The sequence below is a fragment of the Lysinibacillus sp. NPDC092081 genome (assembly GCF_044755845.1).
Taxonomy (GTDB): Bacteria; Bacillota; Bacilli; order Bacillales_A; family Planococcaceae; genus Lysinibacillus.
The window spans coordinates 471,300-495,517 of record NZ_JBIVRU010000001.1 but is presented as its reverse complement, the minus strand read 5'-3'; the positions used below and the strand labels follow the sequence as shown (position 1 = coordinate 495,517).

The 24,218-nt window shown below is 36.1% G+C and carries 24 protein-coding genes, 3 pseudogenes and 1 riboswitch; of the genes and pseudogenes, 18 read left to right on the top strand and 9 right to left on the bottom strand.

Features of this window, described 5'->3' with window-relative positions:
• The first annotated feature begins 146 nt into the window (after positions 1–146).
• Positions 147–1,193, top strand: coding sequence for a DUF418 domain-containing protein (locus tag ACIQLB_RS02575; RefSeq protein ID WP_400720468.1), 1,047 nt, complete (start codon positions 147–149; stop codon positions 1,191–1,193).
• A 591-nt stretch (positions 1,194–1,784) separates the two neighbouring features.
• Here ACIQLB_RS02575 and ACIQLB_RS02570 read toward each other — a convergent pair.
• Both ACIQLB_RS02570 and ACIQLB_RS02565 read right to left on the bottom strand, forming a co-directional pair.
• Complete coding sequence (locus tag ACIQLB_RS02570; protein WP_400720465.1) at positions 1,785–2,249, bottom strand: hypothetical protein; 465 nt, start codon at positions 2,247–2,249, stop codon at positions 1,785–1,787.
• A gap of 14 nt (positions 2,250–2,263) precedes the next feature.
• The gene (locus tag ACIQLB_RS02565) at positions 2,264–2,569 is read right to left on the bottom strand and encodes a hypothetical protein (RefSeq protein ID WP_400720462.1); all 306 of its coding nucleotides are present in this window, start codon (positions 2,567–2,569) and stop codon (positions 2,264–2,266) included.
• 1,199 nt (positions 2,570–3,768) lie between these two features.
• On the opposite strand from ACIQLB_RS02565, the gene ACIQLB_RS02560 reads away from it, so the two are divergent.
• From ACIQLB_RS02560 to ACIQLB_RS02540, 5 genes are all read left to right on the top strand, one after another.
• Positions 3,769–4,404: a hypothetical protein gene (locus tag ACIQLB_RS02560; protein WP_400720459.1), complete on the top strand. Its 636-nt coding sequence runs from the start codon at positions 3,769–3,771 to the stop codon at positions 4,402–4,404.
• A 32-nt stretch (positions 4,405–4,436) separates the two neighbouring features.
• Positions 4,437–4,802 (top strand): asparagine synthase-related protein, encoded by a 366-nt coding sequence (locus tag ACIQLB_RS02555; protein ID WP_483869697.1) that lies wholly within the window; start codon positions 4,437–4,439, stop codon positions 4,800–4,802.
• A gap of 176 nt (positions 4,803–4,978) precedes the next feature.
• Positions 4,979–5,578, top strand: coding sequence for an arylamine N-acetyltransferase family protein (locus ACIQLB_RS02550; protein ID WP_400721669.1), 600 nt, complete (start codon positions 4,979–4,981; stop codon positions 5,576–5,578).
• Between the two features lie 107 nt (positions 5,579–5,685).
• A complete protein-coding gene (locus ACIQLB_RS02545; RefSeq protein WP_400720456.1) occupies positions 5,686–6,066 on the top strand; it encodes a MerR family transcriptional regulator in 381 nt (126 codons plus the stop codon).
• Entirely contained in the window at positions 6,067–7,266 is a 1,200-nt protein-coding gene (locus ACIQLB_RS02540; RefSeq protein ID WP_400720453.1) for an MFS transporter, read from the top strand.
• A gap of 131 nt (positions 7,267–7,397) precedes the next feature.
• Here the strand turns inward: ACIQLB_RS02540 and ACIQLB_RS24620 are convergent.
• A pseudogene (locus ACIQLB_RS24620) lies at positions 7,398–7,811 on the bottom strand (IS66 family transposase); the annotation flags it as partial.
• Positions 7,812–7,839: 28 nt separating this feature from the next.
• Positions 7,840–8,946: pseudogene (locus ACIQLB_RS02525) on the bottom strand (IS3 family transposase).
• Between the two features lie 802 nt (positions 8,947–9,748).
• Between ACIQLB_RS02525 and ACIQLB_RS02520 the strand changes: the two are divergent.
• From ACIQLB_RS02520 to ACIQLB_RS02500, 6 genes and pseudogenes are all read left to right on the top strand, one after another.
• Complete coding sequence (locus tag ACIQLB_RS02520; protein ID WP_400720450.1) at positions 9,749–10,663, top strand: metal ABC transporter solute-binding protein, Zn/Mn family; 915 nt, start codon at positions 9,749–9,751, stop codon at positions 10,661–10,663.
• Between the two features lie 9 nt (positions 10,664–10,672).
• Complete coding sequence (locus ACIQLB_RS02515; RefSeq protein ID WP_400720448.1) at positions 10,673–11,401, top strand: metal ABC transporter ATP-binding protein; 729 nt, start codon at positions 10,673–10,675, stop codon at positions 11,399–11,401.
• Positions 11,402–11,412: 11 nt separating this feature from the next.
• A complete protein-coding gene (locus ACIQLB_RS02510) occupies positions 11,413–12,285 on the top strand; it encodes a metal ABC transporter permease (protein ID WP_400720446.1) in 873 nt (290 codons plus the stop codon).
• The gene (locus tag ACIQLB_RS02505; RefSeq protein WP_400720443.1) at positions 12,282–13,151 is read left to right on the top strand and encodes a metal ABC transporter permease; all 870 of its coding nucleotides are present in this window, start codon (positions 12,282–12,284) and stop codon (positions 13,149–13,151) included. The genes ACIQLB_RS02510 and ACIQLB_RS02505 overlap by 4 nt, the downstream gene beginning before the upstream one ends.
• Positions 13,152–13,229: 78 nt before the next feature.
• Positions 13,230–13,648 (top strand): annotated as a pseudogene (locus tag ACIQLB_RS24615) (IS30 family transposase); the annotation flags it as partial.
• 131 nt (positions 13,649–13,779) lie between these two features.
• Positions 13,780–14,133, top strand: coding sequence for a glutathionylspermidine synthase family protein (locus tag ACIQLB_RS02500; RefSeq protein WP_400721663.1), 354 nt, complete (start codon positions 13,780–13,782; stop codon positions 14,131–14,133).
• 50 nt (positions 14,134–14,183) lie between these two features.
• On the opposite strand, the gene ACIQLB_RS02495 is transcribed toward ACIQLB_RS02500, so the two are convergent.
• Entirely contained in the window at positions 14,184–14,657 is a 474-nt protein-coding gene (locus tag ACIQLB_RS02495; protein WP_400720440.1) for a YbaK/EbsC family protein, read from the bottom strand.
• Between the two features lie 329 nt (positions 14,658–14,986).
• Here ACIQLB_RS02495 and ACIQLB_RS02490 point away from each other — a divergent pair, with 329 nt between their 5' ends.
• The 3 genes from ACIQLB_RS02490 (at position 14,987) to ACIQLB_RS02480 (ending at position 16,893) form a co-directional block, all read left to right on the top strand.
• On the top strand, positions 14,987–15,877 hold the full coding sequence (locus ACIQLB_RS02490; RefSeq protein WP_400720437.1) for a PstS family phosphate ABC transporter substrate-binding protein: 891 nt from the start codon (positions 14,987–14,989) through the stop codon (positions 15,875–15,877).
• Between the two features lie 31 nt (positions 15,878–15,908).
• A riboswitch (guanidine-I (ykkC/yxkD leader) is annotated at positions 15,909–16,004 on the top strand.
• A gap of 233 nt (positions 16,005–16,237) precedes the next feature.
• Positions 16,238–16,579: a DMT family transporter gene (locus ACIQLB_RS02485; RefSeq protein WP_400720434.1), complete on the top strand. Its 342-nt coding sequence runs from the start codon at positions 16,238–16,240 to the stop codon at positions 16,577–16,579.
• Positions 16,579–16,893, top strand: coding sequence for a DMT family transporter (locus ACIQLB_RS02480; protein ID WP_400720431.1), 315 nt, complete (start codon positions 16,579–16,581; stop codon positions 16,891–16,893). The genes ACIQLB_RS02485 and ACIQLB_RS02480 overlap by 1 nt, the downstream gene beginning before the upstream one ends.
• A gap of 163 nt (positions 16,894–17,056) precedes the next feature.
• Here the strand turns inward: ACIQLB_RS02480 and ACIQLB_RS02475 are convergent, their stop codons facing one another.
• From ACIQLB_RS02475 to ACIQLB_RS02460, 4 genes are all read right to left on the bottom strand, one after another.
• Positions 17,057–17,932, bottom strand: coding sequence for a glycine betaine ABC transporter substrate-binding protein (locus ACIQLB_RS02475; protein WP_400720428.1), 876 nt, complete (start codon positions 17,930–17,932; stop codon positions 17,057–17,059).
• A 99-nt stretch (positions 17,933–18,031) separates the two neighbouring features.
• Complete coding sequence (locus ACIQLB_RS02470; RefSeq protein WP_400720425.1) at positions 18,032–18,886, bottom strand: ABC transporter permease; 855 nt, start codon at positions 18,884–18,886, stop codon at positions 18,032–18,034.
• On the bottom strand, positions 18,879–20,078 hold the full coding sequence (locus ACIQLB_RS02465) for a quaternary amine ABC transporter ATP-binding protein (RefSeq protein ID WP_400720423.1): 1,200 nt from the start codon (positions 20,076–20,078) through the stop codon (positions 18,879–18,881). The genes ACIQLB_RS02470 and ACIQLB_RS02465 overlap by 8 nt, the downstream gene beginning before the upstream one ends.
• Positions 20,079–20,361: 283 nt before the next feature.
• Positions 20,362–20,997: a GntR family transcriptional regulator gene (locus ACIQLB_RS02460; protein WP_400720420.1), complete on the bottom strand. Its 636-nt coding sequence runs from the start codon at positions 20,995–20,997 to the stop codon at positions 20,362–20,364.
• Positions 20,998–21,268: 271 nt separating this feature from the next.
• Between ACIQLB_RS02460 and ACIQLB_RS02455 the strand changes: the two genes are divergently transcribed.
• Genes ACIQLB_RS02455 through ACIQLB_RS02445 form a run of 3 tightly spaced genes read left to right on the top strand, consistent with a single transcriptional unit; the run spans position 21,269 to position 24,206 of the window.
• Complete coding sequence (locus ACIQLB_RS02455; RefSeq protein ID WP_400720417.1) at positions 21,269–22,000, top strand: GTP cyclohydrolase II; 732 nt, start codon at positions 21,269–21,271, stop codon at positions 21,998–22,000.
• A 14-nt stretch (positions 22,001–22,014) separates the two neighbouring features.
• Positions 22,015–23,124 (top strand): bifunctional diaminohydroxyphosphoribosylaminopyrimidine deaminase/5-amino-6-(5-phosphoribosylamino)uracil reductase RibD, encoded by a 1,110-nt coding sequence (gene ribD, locus ACIQLB_RS02450; RefSeq protein WP_400720415.1) that lies wholly within the window; start codon positions 22,015–22,017, stop codon positions 23,122–23,124.
• Positions 23,121–24,206, top strand: coding sequence for an FAD-dependent monooxygenase (locus ACIQLB_RS02445; protein WP_400720412.1), 1,086 nt, complete (start codon positions 23,121–23,123; stop codon positions 24,204–24,206). Before ribD ends, ACIQLB_RS02445 begins: the two co-directional genes overlap by 4 nt.
• Positions 24,207–24,218 lie beyond the last annotated feature (12 nt).

The following is a 24,218-nucleotide window of genomic DNA, read 5'->3' as shown; positions in this document are numbered from 1 at the left end:
CTAATGTAAGTGAAAAAAGGTAATAACTGATGGCTAAGCATCTATAAATGTAAGGTTCCTGTAAGCTTTTCAAAAAACTACTGTAAGGATGGAAGGCTATGATAGCCATAGCGCAGTAAAGTATGAAAGATAAGGAGTTTTTAAGAATGAATCCATCTGTTACTCAAAAAGAAAGAATCGTTTCCTTAGATATTATTCGTGGGCTAGCGTTATTTGGCATTTTGTTTATAAATGTAGCCGCCTATCAGGTAATAGTAGAGGGAGGACCGATGCCTGACTATAGTGGAATTAATGGTATTATTGATACGCTTATTGATATTTTTATTGAGAAGAAATTCTTTTCAATTTTTTCATTCCTCTTTGGTGTAGGTTTTTATATTTTTGCTTCACGTGCAGAAGCGCGTGGCGATAAGCCAAGATGGCGTTTTGCAAGACGTTTACTAGCTTTATTGTTAATTGGCATTGTTCATATTTTTGTTTTCTGGGGATCAATCCTTGCTATTTATGCAGTAATAGGTTTCTTACTGATACCTTTTTATCATGCAAAGATTTCAACAATTAGTAGATGGTTATTTGCGATTATTACTGTTCATATCCTGTGTATTCTTGGACAAATATTAATGCCAAATCAAGAAGCCTTTTCAACTGTTTTTGGTTTATTAGGAAATGATGCAATTACTATTTTTATCATGTTTTTAAGTGGTTTTTTAGTAGCAAAAGCTGATTGGATTAGTCATGTAAGTGAATACTCAAAACAAATAAAGTGGCTACAATTTGTGACGTTCCCACTTTTTGTTGGCATTTCAATATGGATTTGGTTTGCAGCTCAAGGTGGATACGAAAATCTAAATTCCGTTATTAGTTTAGGGGTAATTCCGACAACGTATTTTTACTTAGCTTGTCTATTTGTTTTGTTAGAAAATAAGAAAATTGCGAAGCTGCTTAAGCCAATTGGACGAGTTGGGCAAATGGCATTTACAAACTATTTAGCTCAAAGCTTTATTGGCCTAGCTCTTATGTCGTTAATGGGGCTTGAAGTTGTTTCACCTTCTGATGCGGTGATTATTGCAATCTTAATTTTTATCATTCAAATTATCTTTAGTGTCATCTGGTTCAAATTCTTTAAAATGGGGCCATTTGAAAAGCTATGGCGCTTTATGACATATGGAAGAAAAGCAGTACCGACTAAATAAATATCTTTGCGCGAAACTCCCTGGAGATGAATGATTCCAATCCACCAGGGAGTTTTTAGTGCTATGATAATATGTATGAATTTGTAAAAAATGAAACCTAAAGAAGGAGGCATCCGTAAAATAGGTATCGAAATAAAGGAGAACAAAACAAATGAAAAAATACATAGCAGTCACAACAGCGTCATTTATGGCTAGACAATTAGCCGCTAAATTCACCTATTGAACGCAGTGGAACCATGACCCTATTTTCAATAAATCGTTTTTCTTCACTTGAAAAGTTTTTTATTCTCCATGCAGCAGAATTTTAATTTATTATAATCGAATTTTTTAATTACTGTATCGTCATTTAGGAATCCCTGCTAATCTCATTTCAATTGCTTTCATTTTCACTTCTACTGGATAACTAAGTCATTTCCCTATAGAAAAACACCTTCACGTTGATTTGATGAGGTACAATACCTGTCTTTCAACGAAAGGTGTTTTTATTTGTCTCATTTTTTAGGACAGTGCGTAGTTATCTGTTTTAAATATTAGTGTTTTATATTATTTTTATGTTTAGGAAAAATACTGCATTATAATTAATTTATTGCATTAATTTATTGCTTGTAATGAGTCTAATCCTTCTTGTAGATATATAAAACTTTTATATTTAATTACATTACTATCAACTGCCACCAAGGCATTTAAGTATCGTTTTAATTCATTAATATATGCGGTTGTAAAATCAAATAAGTCGAAAGTATGTATCCATTCATTGTTACTAGATAATTGACTAAAGTTTGTAATAATGAGATTATGCCCTTTCCTTTCAAAGCTAATAATATTAGCGTTTCCAAATGGGTCTAATTTTTGTACTTCGTTTGCTTGATGAAGTCTTATTAATAACTCGTTAAATTCAATTACAATAGTACTGTGCATAGTTGTAGAAAAGAGTACTTCCTCAATATCTCCATCACTAACAAATACTTCTAAAAAACTATCGAAATAGTAATCATAACCAAGGTCCTCATTTTTTAAAACGAATATATCTTCATCGACTTTAAATTTTATTTGCATTTAGTGCTCTCCTCTTATTTTTTTTTAGTGATGACTGATTTTCCACTAGTTGGGTAAGAAGTTTTTATAACGTATTTATCTGTCACAACTGTTGTCATTTCATCAATACCATATTTTCCGGGTTTATATTTATACACCATAGTACCATCTTTTGGATTAACACTTGCTAAATGACCTTTTTCTAAAGACTCCATAATTAAATTTTTGATTTTTGCCTCACCAAGGTTTTTCGGAAATAGTGTTGTTCCTTTTGTAGCAGCAGTTCCTGACACATGCCTTTTGTTAATGTGTTCCCATCCAGTCTTAGAATTCCCATTCATCAAAATTCCTCTGTTATTAAACTTTTGAACTTTCCCTAAGCCCGTTTTATATATTTTTCCTGATTTTACAACTTTACCTGCTGGGAATAATGAAATTATAGCAAGCCCTTTATCAACTACTCCAGCATCTGGATTGAAAAGTTTTTACGTCGTCCAGTACAAGGAAGTCTATACCTGCTTTTACTGCATCCTTTACAAAATTCCCTGCATCTTTGAGCCATTGAACTCCAGAACTTAAGTATTTAATACTTACGAAAAGTGAAAAGCTTTAATAAAAGAGTCTAGAAACATTGTTGTAACCACTCAATCGAGTGGTATATTTTTTATGCATTTTCGCTTCGTATTGTGAAATAGGAAGTAGAAGTACGATAGGTTTTTCTATTACAAAATGGTTATTACAACATTTGGAAGAGTTTCGGAGTAACCAATGTCTTCAAAGATTTACAGTAAATTGAGAATAGTACACTAGAAAATTAGCACTTCGCTTAAATCAGCGTGTGCACTAGCTGTTTATCTTATTGTCTATTCTGATTCAGTAATGAGATAGATGAATACATTAAAAAGTATCAAAAATTTGTACCTAAATCGTTAACGTAGATACCCCACTTTTACCAAAGTGGAGGCGTTTATGAGATCAACATGCACCGATACAATAAATGATGTCGCTTTTTTAAATTTTTATAATCAGGACCTAGAAAAAGCTCTAGAGGAGTCAGCAAATAGAATATTGCCACTTTTGTAGGAAGAATAGATATCGTACTTATTTAGAATTTATTATTCTGAAGGAATAAAACTTGGCTAGTCAGAAGAACCAATACATTGTCTTTTCGACATGTATTGGTGTTTTTTTATTTATTATTGAAGTAATTTCTTTTGACTATAAATTTACTGCGAAACGTAATATATACAATTATCACCATCTCTTCTTTTCTATGATAATCCATTTATGGAGGAGAACACTTTATAAACCAAATTGGAGAACAAGAAACCAAAAAAGTTTTCTTGGCTTATAAAAAACTTTTTTTCAAAACATCGCTTTCTTTTTTGTAATTTATAAAAGTATTAATTCTATCAAACCTTATTTCATTTGGTGAATTATTGCGAAATATCAATAAAAATAGTAAAATTTATCTATAAATGTAAATATATCTCATTTTGTAATAATGGATCTATAAATTTGAAATGCATAAGGAGGAAAAATGAACAAGCTCATTCTTTGTACCAATATAAATGATATTGCAAATAATTTTTCATATTTATTAGAAGGAAAAGCGGAAGTACATGTGTTTCCTAGGTATAATGCAGTACAAGTCATGCGTTTATTGAAAGAAGGATTTCAAGACTATTCTTATTTCGTTTTAGGAGTTAATGTCTTGACTGAAGAAGACTGGACTATTTTCAGTCAGATAAAACATATTCCTATTGATAAATTGTTATTAGTAAGACAGTTAGGATCTAAAGGCGATATACAAATTGCTCGTGAATTTGGAGTAAAGAAAGTGTTAATTGACCCCTTAGAAAAAGTGAAATACGCAATGGATAATTGTGATAACGTTATTGACTATTTATGTCATAGTACCGATGGAGAGGAATGTCATCATTATAAGGGAGATGATCTTTTAAAAATAGAGAATGGTCTATACTTTCATACAAAAGAGCTTTGGGTTGGTAATTTTGCAAATAAATCATATTTATCGGATTTAGAATGTAATCTATTAAAGCTCTTTATTGAATATGAAGGAGAAGTAGTCTTAGCACCAACAATCGCAAATACACTATGGGACGGTCAAATTGAATTGAGTTCAATCCGGAAACTTGTTAAACGCTTACCTTAGAGGTTAGAGTTCCATTTTGTGATGCTGATTTGGTGCAGTATGTCTGGAATATTCCTTGGAGTATGAAAAACTATGGGGGTATGGAGAAGGGTATATTGAGGTTAGCTTTTGAGGGATTACTTCCGCACGATGTAATTTACAGAAAAAAAAGTGCATATCCCTTTATACAAGATCCTCAATACTTAACAGCTATTAGAAACGCAGTTTTAGAGGTTGTTAATAATAACAACTCAGCAATTTCAGAATTTATTAGCACAAAAGCAGTGTATGCATACCTTGAACAGCATCAAACAGTTGATTCACACCCTCTAGGCATTACAGGAATTATAAGAACTTTAGATAGTATATTACAACTTAATCGATGGTTTGAAGGAGTAAAATTTGAAGTAAAAGTTTAAGAGAGTGGGTGAGTGACGAATATGAATGACTATATTGATGAATATCTTAGTGGAATTGGGTTTTCAAAAAATAGTTTACGAGAAGATAAGTTAGAGACGTTAGGTCTGCTTCAGAGGCAACATCTATATAGTATTCCCTTTGAAAACATTGAATTTAATGAAGGTAAAAGAAAAAAATAGATGAAGAGACTATACATCAAAATCTAATTAAGCGTAAATTAGGGGGAATGTGCACAGAACTTAACTATAGCTTTTATTGTTTGTTACGCTCCCTGAATTTCAACGTTAAAATAATTTCTGGTTATGTCAAAAGGTCTTATTTCGATCACATGATACTCTTAGTGAAACTTGATAAAGAATACTTAGTAGATGTAGGGTTTGGTGCTTACTTCTTTCGAACACCGATTCCTTTAGATGGCAATCCAGTGAACGATATTAGCGGTTCATTTAGAGTTCATCGTACAGAACAAGAACATTTTGAGTTACAAAAAAAGGTAGGTAGTGATTGGGTAAGGCAATATTCATTTTATACTACTGCTAGGGAATTTGATGAATTTCTTGAGGCTTGGGAATGGTTTAATACTAGCCCTAATCCATTTAGTTTGAATACTATTTGTAGAATTGACACACCACAAGGGAACATAAGTCTTTATAATGATGAATTGACTATTATCAAGAATCAACACAATAACCAAAAGAAACTAAATACTCAAAATTCAGATGGACTTCTTAAGGAATACTTCGGGTTAGACTATATTATTAATAATTCTAAGTGAAGGAAGTATTCCTTCATTTTTTCTTGTAAAAAAATAAAAGTCATTGACCCTGACATGGTGTAATACTTTATTATTGCAGTAACAACACTAAAAAAGGAGGAATAACAATGATGATAGGGGAGCTTTCAAAGAGAACGGGGGTGAGCGAACGTTCGTTACGATATTATGAAAAAAAGAGACTAATTAGTCCATCTAGATTAAAAAACGGTTATCGTGAATTTAAAGAATCAGATATCGAGAAAGTGCAAGCTGTTCAGCTGTTTTTAGAATTAGGGTTAAACACTGACGAAATTTACCCCATTATTTCTTGTAACAATTTCCAAGCAACCAAAAATAATGGATGTACAGATTCAGCCATCGAACTTTACTCAGAAAAGTTAAAGAGTGTACGTGAACAAATCCAACATCTCAGGGACACTGAACAGCATTTAGAGATACTTCTTAAATTTTGGCGAGAAGAAAAGAAAAAAGAGGAAAGAAGGGATTAATTGAACTATCGTCTACTTATATTAGTACTCGGAACTTTTATTATAGGAACAGATGATTTTGTTATTGCAGGTTTGTTACCAAGTATTGCGAATGATATGAATGTATCAATTGCAACAGCCGGACAATTGGTCACTGCATTTGCAATTGCGTATGCAGTCGGTGCACCTGTTTTGGGAACCCTAACTTTAAATATACCTGTAAAAACTTTATTGGTCGTATCGATGATTGTATTTACGATCGCAAATTGTCTTTCTGCAGTTGTGACTTCTTTAGAGTTATTATTTATAACAAGAATATTGGCTTCATTAGCAGCCGCAGTGTTTACGCCTTTAGCTATGGCTGCATCTACAAGTTTAGTTCCAGACACAATGAGAGGAAAAGCTTTGTCATTTGTTATTGCTGGGATAACAGTAGGATTAATTTTAGGGGCTCCCATTGGTACATCAATTGGAAATACTTTGACTTGGCGATATTCATTTGTATTTGTAGCAGTAATTTCTTTAATAACAGTTATAGGAGTTATGATTTTCTTACCTAAAATAGAACGGGAAGTATCATTGAGCATTAAAGAAAGATTAAAAAGCTTCAATAAGATTATTATTCTAACATTAAGCGTTAGCATTATTAGTACAACAGGTGGTTTCATGACTTACACATATATAGCACCAATAATTACAGAAATTACAAGTGTTGAAAATATAAGCATTTTCTTATTTTTATTAGGAATAGGTGCTTTATTCGGTAATTTGGTCGGGGGATACTTAACTGATCGAATTGGTGCTCCAAAAACACTTAAATTATCACTTTTTGGATTTTCAATTTTATTAGCGGTGTTCTCATTGTTAATGTTACTAACTCCATCCACATTATCAATAATTCTTGTAGGACTTGTTAGTTTATTATGGGGGATTCCTGGTTTCGGAATGAATCCAGCCCTAAATTCATTCCTGATTTCTTTAAATCCTTCACAAGCTTCAATGATTTTATCCTTTAGCGCTTCAGCTCTATACATGGGGATAGGTCTAGGTGCAATAGTAGGTGGAGGAGTAATTAGTATTAGTTCAATTAAGTATGTTGGTATTGGTAGTGCCATTTTAGTAATCGTAGCATTAATTATTTTTGTTTTCGTTAATAGAGCAACAGACAAAAAAGCTAGTATTAGTAATCAAAATTATTCAGGACAGTTTGATACTCCATAGTAGTTTTAAAGTAGTTAGTTTAATAGGGAGATTCACTAGAATAAATACTGTAAGCCCGAAATATAAAAAGCTAACCTTTTCGGTACGCACAACGAATAGCCATTTATCTGAAAAAAATTTCAGATAAATGGCTATTTTGCACATGTCACTTGGATATTTTTCGACCTAGGCATGTAATCGTTTAAAATCTCTGGCTGCTGATGGAACGGTAAATTCGGCAACTCTGTTATTAACGTTACTAGGTATTGATAAAAGTCGATACCATTTGCTTTTGCTGTTTCAGCCAAACTTAAACAGATGGCATTCGCTTTAGCACCAGCTTCACTAACAGAGAAAAGCCAGTTCTTACGACTAATCACATTAGGACGTATCGCATTTTCAGCTGGATTATTATCGATTTCCATTCGACCATCGAATAGAAAAGCCTTTAATCCGCGTACACGATTTAATGTGTATTCTGCAGCTTTTGAGAGCGCATTTTTCCCGAAGAAAGGCGATTCGTCTACCCATTTTAGAAACTTCTCTACAATCGGCTTTGAATGTTTGGTATGTCAACACTAAACTGGACAAAAATTATAAGGGCTGTTGCTTGAATTCTACTGGTGTTAAATAGCCTAGTGTTCCGTGAATTCGAATGTTATTGAACCAATGAACATAATCATCAAGTTCAAGGGCGAGCTGTTCAAGAGAAGAGAAATGAGCTCCGTTAGCGAATTCTGTTTTAAATACCTTAAACATCGCTTCAGCCACAGCGTTGTCATAAGGGCAACCTTTCATGCTTAGTGACCGTTGGATACCGAATGTTTCAAGACTCTCTGAAATTAGTTTATTATCAAACTCTTTTCCTCGGTCAGTATGAAACATTTTGACATCATTCAAATTGGCATGTATGTTCACAATCGCTTGATACACAAGTTCTGCAGTTTTATTCGCGCCAGCACTATGACCAATAATCTCACGATTAAAAAGGTCGACAAATAAGCATACATAGTGCCACTTTTTTCCGACAAGAACGTATGTTAAATCGCTGACGATGACAGCCAATGGCTCTTCTTGCTCAAACTGACGCTTTATTACATGTTGATTTATGCGGCTTATACTGTGCTACTGTATAGTTTGATACGAGTCCAAGATCTTTCATTAAACGGCCAATTCGACGACGTGATACGTGTTTTGGCTCTGGTAATTTACTCAGTTCTTTCTTGATTTTACGCGTACCATAATTATTACGGCTTTCTTTGAAAATACGGGCAATCTCTTTGGAAATCTCTTTATCTTCAGTTTTTAGCGTACGTTTATTACACAAATCGGCATGATAGTAATACGTACTTTTGGGAATATCGAGGACGTCACACATTGCTGATACCGAATATTTGTGAGCATTATTTCGAATCACATCTATTTTCGTCCCATGATCAGCGCCGCCTGCTTTAAAATATCATTTTCCATCATTAATCGTTGGTTTTCCTTGCGTAATCGAGCCAGTTCATTTTCTTCTTCTGATCGATTATCTTTGGCGGCAAAAGAACCTGTTTCTTTATGATTTTTTATCCAACGATCTAACGCAGAAGGTGTAATATCATATTCTCTAGTAATGTCTGCACGAGATTTACCATTTTCATAAAGTTTCACTAATTGCAGTTTAAATTCGGGTGTAAAAGTTCGACGTTGACGTGTCATAGCAGCACGCTCCCTTTTATTAGTCTAAGTTTACAACCCCTTATTTTATCTGTCCAATTTAGTGTAGCCTATCCAAACATTCGATAGATTAGAATAAGGATTGATAGTTACTTTACCATATTTAGATAATTTCAATTCAAGTGTTACACAATAATGAAAGAAATATAAAAGAGGCTGGAACTTAAGTGTTTTCAAAATGAAAAATTTTCACATTCGTAAAGCGCGAAAAATCAATGTTTCTAAAATTGATTTCTCGCGTTTTTTAATGTTTTGAGCAGTTATATATCACCCTCGTCGTTTTTGTGCTAGGCAAAAGTAAAATATGTATAAATTTTCAGAAGAAAAAAACTTCTTTCGGGAAATTTTTGTAAAGGGGTTGATTTTTTTTCGTATTGGGCATATATTTTTCTTTAGGGAAACAAAATATCGTTAGGGAAATAAAAATGTGTGAATGAAAGAGTCTGGTAATTTGAAACTGACGTTTTTTTTTGTGAGATATTTCACTGATTTTTACATTTTGCGGAAAACGTTCAAGTCTGTCGAAGCGGGAATGATGATAATTGTTTTCTGAATAAGTGGGCGACAGCTTGTAAAAAAATCAGATAAAATAGGCTACTGGTGATATGAACTAGATGTTGACAGCATTCGATTTGGGGGGTATAGCAAACAATTGACCTTCTGAAAAAAGTGATAACAGGAAGTAGCGCGATATTGCCCGTAAAAGATGTCTAGTTATCAGAATGATCATATCAACTACGGATTATGCCTAAAATATAAAGAGAAAGAAGAGGTATTGAAATTCATGAAACGCTTTTTAGGAGTACTTGTTTTATCATTTTCACTATTGCTATTTGGTTGTTCTACTGAAGTAGAGGGTGAGAAGAAAGGAGTTGTGGTTGCAACAACTGGTCAAATTGCAGATGCAATTAAAGAAATTAGCGGCGATCATTTAAAGGTAACAGCTTTGATGGGACCAGGGGTAGATCCCCATTTATACAAAGCTACACAAAGTGATTTGTCAAAATTAGATAAAGCAGAAGTTATTTTTTATAACGGATTACATTTAGAGGGGCAAATGCTTGATATTTTTGAGCAAATGTCAAAAAACAAAACTGTGCTCGCTGTAGGTGAAAAATTAAATAAGAAGGATCTACTTGTTAGTGATGATGAAACTTTGATACATGATCCACATATTTGGTTTGATATTGAACTTTGGAAAGGGGTCGTACAGGCAATCGGAGACCAACTTCAGGAAGAATATCCGCAATTTAAAGAGGATTTTGAAAAAAATGAGGAAACTTATTTGAAAAAGCTTGATGAATTACAAACATATGCAAAGGATCGAGTAAACGAAATCCCAGAAAAGCAGCGTATATTAGTAACAGCCCATGACGCGTTTAATTATTTTGGTAGAAGTCAAGGATTTGAAGTGCGTGGCTTACAGGGGCTAAGTACAGATTCAGAATATGGTGTGAAAGATGTGCAAGAAATGGTGAACTTTTTAGTGGTAAACAAAATTAAAGCAATTTTTATTGAATCAAGTGTCTCCGATAAAGCAATGAAAGCTGTTATTGAAGGTGCAAAAGAAAAAGGTCATGACATTGTGATTGGTGGCGAATTGTTCTCGGATGCTATGGGTGCTGAGGGAACAAAAGAAGGTACATATATCGGTATGTATCAACATAACATCGATACAATAGTCGATTCATTGAAGTAGGTGAAAAATATGAACGCATTAACAGTTGAAAATTTATCAGTCGCATATGATAAGAAAACAGTATTAGAAAATGCCAGTGTTTCAGTCCCTACGGGACATCTCTCAGCCATTATAGGTCCAAATGGAGCGGGGAAATCTACATTTTTAAAGGCCATCTTAAATCAACTACCGAATAAGGTAGGAAGAGTTGAAATTCTTGGGAAAATTTTTGAACCAAAAAGCTTAGTAGTTGGGTATGTTCCTCAGCGCAATGCTGTAGATTGGGATTTTCCAACTAATGCTCTTGATATTGTACTAATGGGACGTTACGGACATACTGGATTATTTAAAAGACCAACTAAGAAGGATAAAACTTTAGCACAACAGGCTCTTGCTAGTGTAGGCATGCAAGATTTCGCTGACCGTTCTATCGGTCAACTTTCTGGCGGACAACAGCAACGGGTGTTCTTAGCAAGAGCGCTAGCCCAAAATGCAGATATTTATTTCTTAGATGAACCATTTGCAGGGGTAGATGCTGCTACAGAAAAAACGATAATCGATATTTTAAAAGATTTAAAAGCTCAAGGCAAAAGTATTTTTGTCGTACATCATGATTTACAAACAGTAAAAGAATACTTTGATTATACAATTCTTTTAAATAAAACAATTTTAGCATCAGGAGCAACAGAAGATGTTTTTACACCGGAGCAATTACAAAAAACATATGGTGGTAAACTATTCATGCTGCAAAATGTATAAGGGGGGAGAATATGTTAAGTGGGAACTTACTGTGGGTACTAGTCGGTACGATGTTACTTGGAATAGCTGCAGGTATAACTGGGACCTTCTCCTTCCTACAAAAACAAAGTTTGGTAGGCGATGCGGCGGCACATGCTACACTGCCAGGAATTGCACTTGCCTTTCTATTAACAGGGCAAAAAGAATTACCTATATTAATGCTTGGAGCTGGCATCACATCTGCTTTGTCTGTGTATTGTATACAATGGATTGTTTCTTTTTCGAAGATAAAGGCAGATGCAGCGATTGGGTTGGTTTTAACTGTATTTTTTGGGATTGGCGTTGTATTTTTAACAGTTGTCAATCGTAGTCCATTAGGCAATCAAAGTGGTCTAAATAATTTTATTTTTGGGAAAGCAGCGACGATGACAAAAGCTGATTTAATGTGGTTGCTTTTAAGTGCAACCATAATTATTGTGGTCAGTCTGTTTCTTTATAAAGAATGGAAGCTCCTTATCTTTGACCCTGTGTATGCCAAGGGAATTGGCTTACCGATTGAAGCTTTAAAAGCTACCCTAACTGTTTTAATTGTCATGACTATCGTCACAGGCATACAGGCAGTGGGTGTAATTTTAATGTCGGCATTATTAATCATTCCAGCCGCTAGTGCTAAATTATGGACAAGAAAGCTGAGCTCAATGCTTGTACTTAGTGCAGCAATTGGTGGAGTGTCAGGTATTACTGGAACCTTTATTAGCTCAATACGAACAGGATTATCGACAGGTCCTATTATTGTATTAGTAGCAGCTGCCATTTTTTTTATTTCCTATTTCATTAGTCCAGCTGGGCAATTTAATAAATTTCGTAGGAAAATGCAGTTTCGAAAGCAAGGTGAGTTAGGTTGATTGAATTTTGGGTTGTTTTTACCGGCATATTAGTCGGCATTACATGCGGGATTGCAGGTGTCTTTCTAATTTTACGAAAAATGTCGATGATAGCAGATGCGATTAGTCATACAGTATTGTTTGGCATCGTCATGGCTTATATTATTACCCAAACATTAAATGGTTTTTGGATGCTTATTGGTGCGGCGATTGCGGGCATACTGACAGCCTACCTTGTACAATTGCTACATTCATCTGGCATTCAAGAGGATGCCGCAATTGGGGTAGTCTTCACTTCTTTGTTTGCTGCAGGTGTTTTACTGATTACATTATTTGCTGGCAATATTCATTTAGATGTTGAACATGTATTGATGGGTGAAATTGCATTTGTACCTTGGGATAAATGGACATTGCTGTCGATTACAATGCCAAAGGCTGTCTGGATGCTACTATTCGTGTTAATGATTAATATAGGTTTTCTTCTTTTATTCTTTAAAGAAATGAAGTTAGCAACATTTGATCCAATTTATGCTGCCTCTATTGGTATTCCAGTTATGTTCCTTCATTATGGATTTATGACCTCTATTTCTTTTACCACAGTTGCTGCATTTGATAGTGTAGGTGCCATTTTAGTTGTAGCGATGTTGATTGGACCAGCAGCAACTTCCTATTTAATTAGCAAAACGATTAAGCAAATGTTTATTTATAGTATGTTCTTTGGTGCTTCAGCATCCATAATAGGATACTATTTAGCTAAGCTTTGGGATACGTCTATTGCAGGAATGATGGCAACAACTGTAGGTTTAATATTTATCTTTACATTAGTCACTCAAAAAATCGTTGAGCGTAATAGAAAATCGCACATAAGTAAATTAGAAGTTATGTAAGAAGGTGTTGGGACAAAACCTCACTAAATAACAAGAAGCCCGGAAAATTTTACGAATAGTAAAGTTATCCGGGCTTTGAAAGGTTGTGTAGCAACATTTATTGAGCGAATGACACGGAGGTATGTTGGCTTATTGATACCAGATCGCTCAGCTCAATCAATGGAAAGAGCAGTACGTCTTCTTTATACTAAATTACCAAAAGGCACTATAAAAACAGCCACAACAGACAGAGGTAAAGAATTTAGCTGATATAAAGTGTTAGAAAAAGACTTGAAAATTGATGTTTATTTTGCGGGCGCATATTCTTCTTGGCAACGCGGAAGTAACGAAAACGGAAATTACTTCACGAATTCTTCCCTAAGCAAACAAATTTCGAAGAAGTATCACCGGAAGAACTAACAGAATCATTAAACTATATCAACAACCGACCAAGAAAATGTCTTGGTTGGAAAACTGCAAACGAGGCTTTTAATGAGCAAGTGTTGCACTTAATTTGACAAATCATCATTTATAATAAAAGAATTTCGCCGTACCCATAACCTTACAATCGAAAATTATTATGGCTGATTTGAGAGCGAAAAGATGATCCTCTTCTTTTTAATGCAGAAGAACGAGCGGCTATTCAAAAATATATGTTGCCAACGTTCTTTCGGCAGAGCCATTTGTTCAAGAAAACTTACCGTTTGTAAAGAAACCTGTCTATTCGCGGGAAGGGAATACTGTAGAAATTTATGCAGGGGATGGAACGAAAACAAATGCCTCTGCGTATACCCATTATGATGATAATTTGTTTATTTATCAGCAGTATGTGGAAATGCCCTCTATAACAATAAAGCTAAAAGATGGATTGCAAACAAAGAAATGGTTAATCGGCTCATTTATCGCAGATAATCGTCCGTGTGGCTTATCTTGTAGAGTAGGCAATCAAATAACAGAATGGGATTCTCACTGGTTAGCCGTTGGATATAGGGAAGAAACCTAAATAAAAAACGGCGAGACTTTTTATAAAGTTTCGCCGTTTTTTGTGCCTTGTTACTCGTTCCAGCCTTTACAGACGTCAATCCATTCTTGATATGAAGTATAGCTTTCTAATTCAGAAATAGTAAGCTCAATGGCAGAGTTGCTGCTACCACATGCAGGGAATACTGTTGCGAAGCGTTTAAGAGATTCATCCAAATAAATAGCAACGCCCTCATTCACGCCAAAAGGACAAACACCACCTACCTCGTGTCCAATTTTTTCAAGCACTTCATCTTTTCCCAGCATTTTTGCCTTTGTACCAAAGACAGCTTTATATTTTGCATTGTCGACTTTGGCATCGCCTGCAGCAACGATTAATATCGCTCCATCGTTCACGAGAAACGATAAGGATTTCGCAATGCGTTCAGGCTCACACCCGAGTGCCTGTGCCGCTAGTTCAACGGTCGCTGAGCTTTCGTTTAGCTCCTGTATTCTGTGTTCCACATTCCATTGCGCTAAATGTTTACGCACTTTTTCAATTGCCATATGTAATACCTCCTTACAATACTACGTTTTATTTTAACATAATTTTCAGAATATACAGTTGTGTTATCTTTCGGAAATAACCTATTATTAAAATGGTTGGTATAAAATCACACTTTTGGAGGTAGAGCTGATGATTATGAAAGTGCTACAGTCTCTTTTTATACTAATAGGATTATTATTTTTCACAGGAGTAGTTGCGCTGTCTGTAATTATTAGTGGTGGGCTACATTTTAGAGGACTACTCTTAACCGTTCCGATATGTTTATTTGTCCTATTTGTTTGTTTAATTTTTGATTGCCTCGATTGCGCCTATTCAACATTACTACAAAATGAGTATTCCAACTGTTGATGCAGAAATTGATGTGTCAGTCTATCAACCATTTACAGAGCAAAATAAAGTAGTAAAGTCAGATACAAAGGCTTCGTTGCAATTAGTTGAGTCACTACCACGCTTAGATGGGGCGACGGCGATGTATCCACTGTATGCAGCCTTTGTAGAAGCGACATATCCAAAGGGTTATTATCCATATGATAAAAGTAGAGTGATGGTGAGTCGTACACCCGAAGCTTATCAAAATTTGATTTCAGGAGATGTTGACCTGATTTTTGTAGCAGCGCCATCAGAATCACAGAAGCGGCAAGCTGAGATGGAAGGTCTTACATTTGACATGACCCCTATTGGACGAGAGGCATTTGTCTTTTTCGTCAATCATAAGAACAGCGTAGAAAATTTATCACTGGAGCAGTTTAAACAAATATACGCTGGAAAAATTACGAATTGGTATGAAGTCGGTGGTGAAAATGCTGCGATTTGTGCCTTTCAACGCCCAGCAGATAGCGGAAGCCAAACAGCACTTGAAAGAATGATGGGAGATACACCAATCATGGAAGCACCTGCTGAAAATGTTGCAACAGGTATGGGGGGTATTATTCATGAGGTATCACAATATCGTAATTATAAAAATGCCATTGGCTACACGTTTAGATTTTACTCAACAGAAATGGTGAATAACAAAGAAATTAAATTATTGTCCATTGATGGGATTGCGCCCACAAAGGAAAATATTTGTAATGGTACATACCCACTCGTATCTGAATTTTATGCTGTTACAGCAGGAACAGATAATCCTAATGTAAAGAAGTTAATCGACTGGATTGTATCAGATGAGGGGCAAGCACTAGTTGAAAAAGTTGGTTATGTACGAGTAGAAAATGACTGAATAGTTTGCTATACTAGTAGCACAATCAAATATGATAGTTTTCTAGGGTTCCGTAGCAATGCTAGTCTGGTCCGAGAGAAAACCACAAATTGATTTTGTGACACGGAAGGATAAAAGCCTGGGAGATACTGCTTACAGCAGTGTTCCTAAGGCTTTTTTTATTTGGCTACTGTGGGAAGTAAGGTAAAAAAAAAGCTCCATTCAGGGTTTAGGTCACCGAACTGCTTGGGTAAGTTGAAGAAGTGATCGAGAAGGTCACTGAACTGCTTAGGTCGCCAGGGAATCACTCACTTTGCTCAACGAGAACCACTCAATAATAGTCATTCATCCGTGTCTAACAATAAAATGGAGGAATTCGCAATGAACAAACAATGGTTAAGTGTCATAATTGCTGCTTTTTTTGAAGTCGGCTGGGTTATTGGCTTAAAGCATGCAGGGAATGCACTCGAATGGGTTGGTACCACGGTTGCAATTTTTGTTAGCTTTTATTTACTAATTAAGGCTGGAGAAAGCTTACCAGTTGGCACTGTTTATGCAGTATTCGTAGGCTTGGGGACAGCGGGTACTGTATGTGCTGATAGCTTACTATTTGGAGAGCCATGGAAATTAGCCAAAATTTTATGTATCGTCGTTTTACTTGCAGGGGTTGTCGGTTTAAAGCTTGTCACAGGGGAGCCTAAAGAGAAAGAGGTGAATGAATAATGGCATGGGTTGCATTAGTAGTTGCGGGGCTATGTGAGATGATGGGTGTTTATATGATTAGTAAATATAATGATGCTAAAAGTATTAAAAATTTAGTGTTATTGATTTTCGCATTTACCTTGAGCTTTGCTGGCCTTGCATATGCCATGGAAACATTACCAATGGGTACAGCCTATGCAATTTGGACAGGAATTGGAGCGGCAGGTGGCGCTTTGCTCGGTATGTTGTTTTTCAATGAATCTAAGGATTGGAGACGTCTTGTTTGCATTGTTCTTGTTTTAGGGGCAGCGATATTTTTGAAATTGTTATCTTAGCTAATAGTTTATATAGTCATCTGGCATCGGTCTAATCGTTGCTAGATGGCTTTTTGTTAGCATACGCAACGATAGATAAAGAATTTTTGCTTAAAAATATTGTAAAAAGCCTTTAAAAAAAGACAGACAACCACTCGTCAGTTGTCCGTCAATTTTTAAAAAATTATTTTTTTACATCCTTCGTCCATTCAGCAACTTTGTCTGCATTCGCTTCTACCCAATCTTTAGCAGCTTGTTTTGGGTCTTTGCCATCCATAATTTCTAGCATAACGCTCTCTAAATCTTCTGATGTCCAGTGGAAGTTATCTAGTACAGAATAGACATCTGGTTGATCTTCTTTTAAACCTTTACGAGCGAATGTGTTAATCGTTTCTTCGCCACCATAAACGCCTTTTGGATCTTCTAAGTATTTAAGATCATATTTAGCGAACATCCAATGAGGAGACCAGCCTGTCACGACAATGTTTTCCTTATTTTTAATTGCTTTAGCAAGAGAAGTTGTCATAGCACCAGATGAAGAAGTTAATAAATTCCAATCTGCTAAATTATCATATTCATCTAAAGCTTTTTCAGTAGCAGCTGTAATCCCAGCACCAGGCTCAATACCCGTAATTGTACGATCTGCTTGCTTTTTTAAATCCTCAATCGAATTAACATCCATATAGCTTGGTACTACTAGACCTATTTTGGCACCAGCAAGGTTTTCACCTAGGCCATCAAGATCGTTCTTATATTTTTCGTACTGTGGGGCATGCGTATTTGGTAACCATGCAGCGACCATACCATCTGCTTCACCTTTTGAAACAGCCTCCCACATAATTGCATTATCAAGTGGTGTTAATGTTACATTGTAGCCTAAATCCTCTAGCACCTGACCAACTACATTAGTTGAAGCAATTTCTGTATCCCATTCAACGTAGGCTAGATTGACGTCCTTTGAGTTACCACTACTCTTACTTGAATCATCACCATTACATGCGGCTAGCAAAAAGCCAAGCCCTAAAGCCATTCCTAATTTAGTTAATGTTTTCAGTTTCATTGAATCTTCCTTTCAAATATTAATAGTTTTATATCAAACTACAAAATGTAAATCTCAGCAGTGTAAGTGAAGAACTAAATTAATAAATTGCCTCTTTTTCTAAACAGTTTTCTTCTTATTAAAACTTTGCGTTAAGCGGTCTATTACAATGGCGAAAATTACTAGACCTAAACCTGCAACAAAGCCATTTCCAACCTGTGTACGTTGTAGTGCAGTTAATACTTCGCGTCCTAGACCAGGCGCACCAATCATTGAGGCAGTTACAACCATTGATAGTGATAGCATAACAGTCTGGTTAATCCCCGCCATTATAGTTGATTTCGCAAGTGGGATTTCTACTTTAAAGAGTTTTTGATTTGAAGTACTACCATATGAATCCGCAGCTTCTACTAATTCTTTTGGTACTTGGCGAATTCCTAGGTTCGTCATACGTACAGTTGGTGGTAAGGCAAAAATAACGGATGCAAATACGCCAGGTACTATCCCGATACCGAAGAAGGCAACGGCAGGAATCAAGTACACGAAGCCAGGCATCGTTTGCATGAAATCGAGTATCGGCTTAATCACATTTTCTGCTACAGTTGACTTGGACATTAGAATGCCAAGAGGAATACCTAAAATGATTGAGATGATACTTGAAAAGAGCACGAGCGTAGTTGTTTCCATAAGATGTGTCCATAAGCCTTGATTATAGATAAATAACAAACCAATTAATGAAAACGTTGCGAGCCCGAATTTCTTGCCGGTAACGAAAAAGGCAAAAATAACAACAAGTAAAATAAGAATAATCGGGGGAATGCTCACTAATAAATCAGTGACCTGATTCATGAGTAGTTTTCCATTTTTTTGAATCAAGTTAAAAAACACTGAAAAATTACTCGTCAACCAGTCCATAACTGATTCTACCCATGGTCCCAGTGGTATAGCTGGGATATTGTCTAAAAATTTATTCATGTTCAGCTGCCCCCTCATCGCTAGTTGAAAGTGCTTCGATGACAACGCCCCGGATGAGAACACCAAGTAAGCGTTCATCTTTTACAACTGCAATAGGAGTAGGACAATTATGAATCATACCTAATATATCTTGTAAAAGCATATCTGGTGGAACGGTTAACATATCTGATTGAACAATTGAATGTACCGTTTGTTCTTGTCTTTTAGCAGCAGCCCGTGCGTCGTCAGCAGTAATATAACCTTTTAAATGTCGATTTTTATCAACGGCCATTAGTAAACTAACCGTTTCTTCGCGCATTCTTTTAAGTGCTACTGTCGGTCCATCTACATCTACATTGACAGATACAGGTCGAACCATGGCATTTTCAGCAGTTAATACTCTAGAGCGATCGACGTCTTCTACGAAGGTTTTAACATAATCATTTGCAGGATTTGTTAAAATTTCTTCTCCAGTACCAATTTGAATGATTGAGCCATCTTTCATAATGGCGATACGATCACCAATACGTAATGCTTCATTCAAATCGTGGGTGATAAATAAAATTGTTTTTTTCAATGTGCTTTGTAAATCGAGTAACTCATCTTGCATTTCTTTACGAATTAATGGATCAAGTGCAGAAAAAGCCTCATCCATTAGTAATATTTCAGGGTCATTTGCAAGTGCCCGTGCTAATCCAACACGCTGTTGCATACCACCTGACAATTGACTCGGATATTGGTCCTTATAAGCAAGTAAGCCTGCATTTTCGAGAGCTTGCTCTGCTTTTACTTGTCGTTCTTCCTTTGTGATGCCCCTGATTTCAAGGCCATATTCAGTATTTTGAAGAAGTGTACGATGGGGGAATAAACCGAAGTTTTGAAAGACCATACTCATTTTGTTTCTTCTTACATTACGTAAACTTTCTTTGCCCATTCTGGAAATATTTTCACCATCGATGTAAATATTTCCACTTGTAGGTTCAATGAGACGGTTTAAAAGTCGGATAAGTGTCGACTTTCCACTTCCTGATAATCCCATAATAACGAAGATTTCTCCTTCATTTACGGTAAAACTTGCATCGTATACACCAACTGTTGCACCTGTTTCTTTTAAGATATCAGTCTTGCTTTTTTGTTGCTTGACGAGTTCTAATGCTTGGGGAATATGTTTCCCGAAAACTTTAGAAACATGTTCCACTTTTATTTTTTCCAATAGAACTACTCCTTTCGTAGATCAATTTCGCCTTGGCGTAATGGGTATTGCTTCAATTACGCACAGAAAAATTACCACTGGACGTGGCGATTTTAGGCTGAGTTCCTCTATTTCAGTAGGTGTTTGGACACTCACTGAATGAAGATGAATACTATTTGAGGATAACGATACCCAAATATGAACAAGTAACAACTTAACCCTAACAAAGAGTTGTTACTTCTGTCAAATCGACAAATAAGAAAAAATCCGCTTAAACGCTGTTATATCAGCGCTTAAGCGGATTTTAATTTGGATATAAAAAGCTCTGAACTCGAGCGAAACTTGCATCATTCCCGACAAAGTAAATGATATCTCCTTCTTCTAAGGACACATATGGACCAGGAGATAGTAATAATTCATTTTTACGACGAATTCCGACAATCGTGCTAGATGTATTTTGCCAAAAATTCAATTCCTGTACTGTTTGGTGGATACAAGGGCTTTCAGCTGTCATCTCTAGTTGATAAGGAATAAACGGATTGACAGATCTGAAATGTTCAGTTCGACTAATAAGTTGTTTGGTCTTTTCCTGTAGATTTATTAATTCTTGTTGCTGCTTCTGAATGCTAGACATAAGCTCATGTTGTAGTTCATGTACTGATTGAACATCATGGAATTGGCGGACAAAATGTGCAGCCTTTTCATATGAGATGATAATAACCCCACTACCTTTAGTGGCCTCCACAATTTCCAAGTCTTGCAAAACAGCAATCGCTCTTCTTGCAGTTTCCGAAGAGACATTGTATTGGCTAGCTAGAGATGATCTTGCGTAAATTTTATCGCCAATTCGATATTTTCTTTCCACGATTTTTGAGGCTAGATCGACAGCGATTTGTTGATATTTTGGCTGTTTCACCTGCACATTTTTTTCTAATTGCATTCTAAACTTCCTTTCGTCATTACAGTTCCCTCAGCTTATTATAGACTAGCCTGCACAGAAAAAATAGCGTCTCCATAAGCTATTAGTATATGATAAAAACGTAATATAGCAGTTTTTGTTTCTAATTCATTTTTTAAATAGAGTAGAAGCTATAGTTTGACAGGTCTTAGTTATTATTATAAACTAAGTTACGTTATGTAAGTGATGTGAAAATACAAGTGCTCAGTTAGTAGGTCTAGCTAGCTGTTAACAATAGAAGGTTGGAGAAAATATGACAATTACTACTAAAGTTTTGGATATAGTGAAAGACAAAATGACGATCGTGAAGCAATCAGAAACTGAAAGTATTTGCCTAGTTGGTCCAGTAAAATTACCAGTAAAACAGGGTGAATTTTCAGCGACATTTCAATGGTATAACTGGTTAAAAGTAGGCTCCAATCCGTCAAAAGAAGAAATTATTGATGGATTAGCATCTGCAAACTTAGCTTTTTTACAACAGTCATCAGTGCTTGTTTATGGGGATTTTGCAAATGCAGAGGAAGCTTTAATTCGTATGCATAGCATTTGTCATACAGGTGATATTTTTGGAAGCCAGCGCTGTGACTGTGGTTATCAATTACATGAATCGATGAAAATGATTGTAGAGCATGGCTGTGGTGCCATTTTCTATTTAGCAGATCATGAAGGTCGTGGCATCGGGTTATTCTCGAAATCTCTTGCTTATTTATTACAAGAAGAGGGGTTAGATACAGTTGAAGCAAACCATGCTCTTGGCTTCCCAGACGATACTCGTTCTTATGAAGATGCCATTACTGTATTAGCTGCACTTCGTTCAAAACCAGTTACACTGATTACTAATAATCCGAAGAAGCTTGCCGCATTACAGGCACACGGTTTAGCAGCAGAAGGACATGTCCCATTATGGGGAGGATTAACGGAGACAAATCGTTTTTATTTAGACACGAAAGTAGAGAAATCTGGACATTTGCGCGAAGAGAAGTGAGTGGAGGAACGAAGATGACAATAGATGAAAAATATATGCAGTTAGCACTTGATTTAGCCGCTAGTGCAAAAGGAAATACGAATCCTAATCCACTAGTGGGGGCTGTAATCGTCAAAGACGGTGTCATTGTTGGAACAGGTTTACACAGAAAAGCAGGGGAACCACATGCAGAGGTGCATGCATTCCGTATGGCTGGAGAACATGCTAAAGGTGCGACACTTTATGTAACTCTTGAGCCATGTTCACATTATGGAAAAACACCTCCTTGTGCGAATTTAGTGAAAGAATCAGCAGTTAGTCGCGTAGTTGTAGCTATGCAAGATCCAAATCCTGCTGTAGCTGGACGTGGTATTCAACTGTTACGAGATGCAGGCATAGAGGTAGAGGTGGGGATTTTAGAAGCTCAAGCTCGCCGTTTAAATGAACGCTTTATTCACAATATGCTTACAAAACGACCATTTATTATTTCAAAATATGCGATGACTTTAGATGGGAAAATAGCTGCCCATACAGGACATTCCAAGTGGGTAACGGGTGAAGCAGCCCGTGAGGATGTTCACCGTATTCGTCATGAGGTGGATGGGATTTTAGTTGGTGTAGGTACTGTGTTAGCTGACAATCCATCCTTAACGACAAGATTAAAAGAAGATTACGGAAAAAATCCAGTACGCATTATTATGGATAGCTCACTTCGTACACCAGCTCATGCCAATGTTTTGAATGTAGAAGAAGCGAAAACAATTATTGTATGTAGTGAGAATGCCAGTCAAGAAAAAATAACAGCATTTGAGGAAAAAGGCTTGACTGTACTGCCAGTTCGACATGATTCTCAGGGGCTTGTTGTAGATGATATGCTTGAAAAACTATATCAAAATGGCATTACGGATATTTTAGTAGAGGGTGGAAGTACGATCAACTCTTCGTTTTTACAGCACGGTGCTATTAACAAATATGTGATTTACATAGCGCCGAAGATTCTCGGTGGTCGTTTATCATTAACACCTTTTGCTGGTCAAAATCCATCTACTATGGATGAAGCATGGGATGTAGAATTTGCTTCGTTTGAGCAGGTTGGGCAAGATTTACGTATTATTGCTTATCCAAAGATAGGTGAAGAAAAGTGAATTATCAAGCAGATGTTTGTATTGTAGGGGCTGGTCCAGGTGGAGCACTTCTTTCGCACTTACTAGCGAAAAAAGGTCTTTCCGTGATACTACTGGAACAAAACGCAGCACTTGGGCAGGCATTTCGCGGTGAGCATTTAAATGAAGAGGGTGAGGCTGTTTTAAAAAGTCATCAACTTTTTGAAGCAGTTGAAGAGCTCGGTATATTACGTATGGGAAAGCTTGAATATTACGCAGACGGTAGAGCAATAAAAACTATTCTCCCTAATGGAGCTATAGGACATTTAGGAATTCATGTTCCGCAAGCAAATCTATTAAAGGGAATTTTACAAGAAACAAAGCATTTTCCGCACTTTTCTTGTTTCCTGAATACGAAGGTGACAAAGCTCATAGTTGATTCTTTGGGCAGATATACGGGTGTCATTGCATCAAGAGATGGGGAAACGATTGAAATTAGTAGTCAGTTAATTATCGGAGCTGACGGTCGTTACTCTACTATTCGTAAGCAGGCGAACATTGAGATTCAAAAGCATAAACATGGCTTTGATTTATTGTGGGCAAAAATTCCTGCCCCTCAAGGATGGGAGCCATCGATTAAAATGGCATTAATAGGTGATAAACAGCTATCCTTATTTACACAGGTAGGTGGGTTCATTCAAATCGGCTGGAATATTGATCAAGGAAGTTTTCCTCAGCTCAGAAAAAAAGCATTTACACCATTTATCCAACAGCTTTTAGAACAATTCCCGGAACTATCTGATACTGTAAACGAACATATCAGATCTTGGCAAGATTTTGTCTTGCTTGATGTATTCAGTAGTCATTGTGATTGCTGGGGGACAAAGGGGCTTGCGTTATTAGGGGATGCTGTTCACACGATGACACCAACTGGAGCATTTGGGCTCAATAGTGCACTAAAGGATGCAGATTGTCTTGCGTCACTATTAAATAAAGAAACGCTTGCTCATTTTAACGTACACGATTTTCAACAAATGCGCGAGCAAGCCATTGAAGAAGTATTAGCGACTCAAATTGAAAAAGAGCAAACATTTGCAGCTAACTTCATCAACAGGGCTTCTTGAAGGGAAGAAACA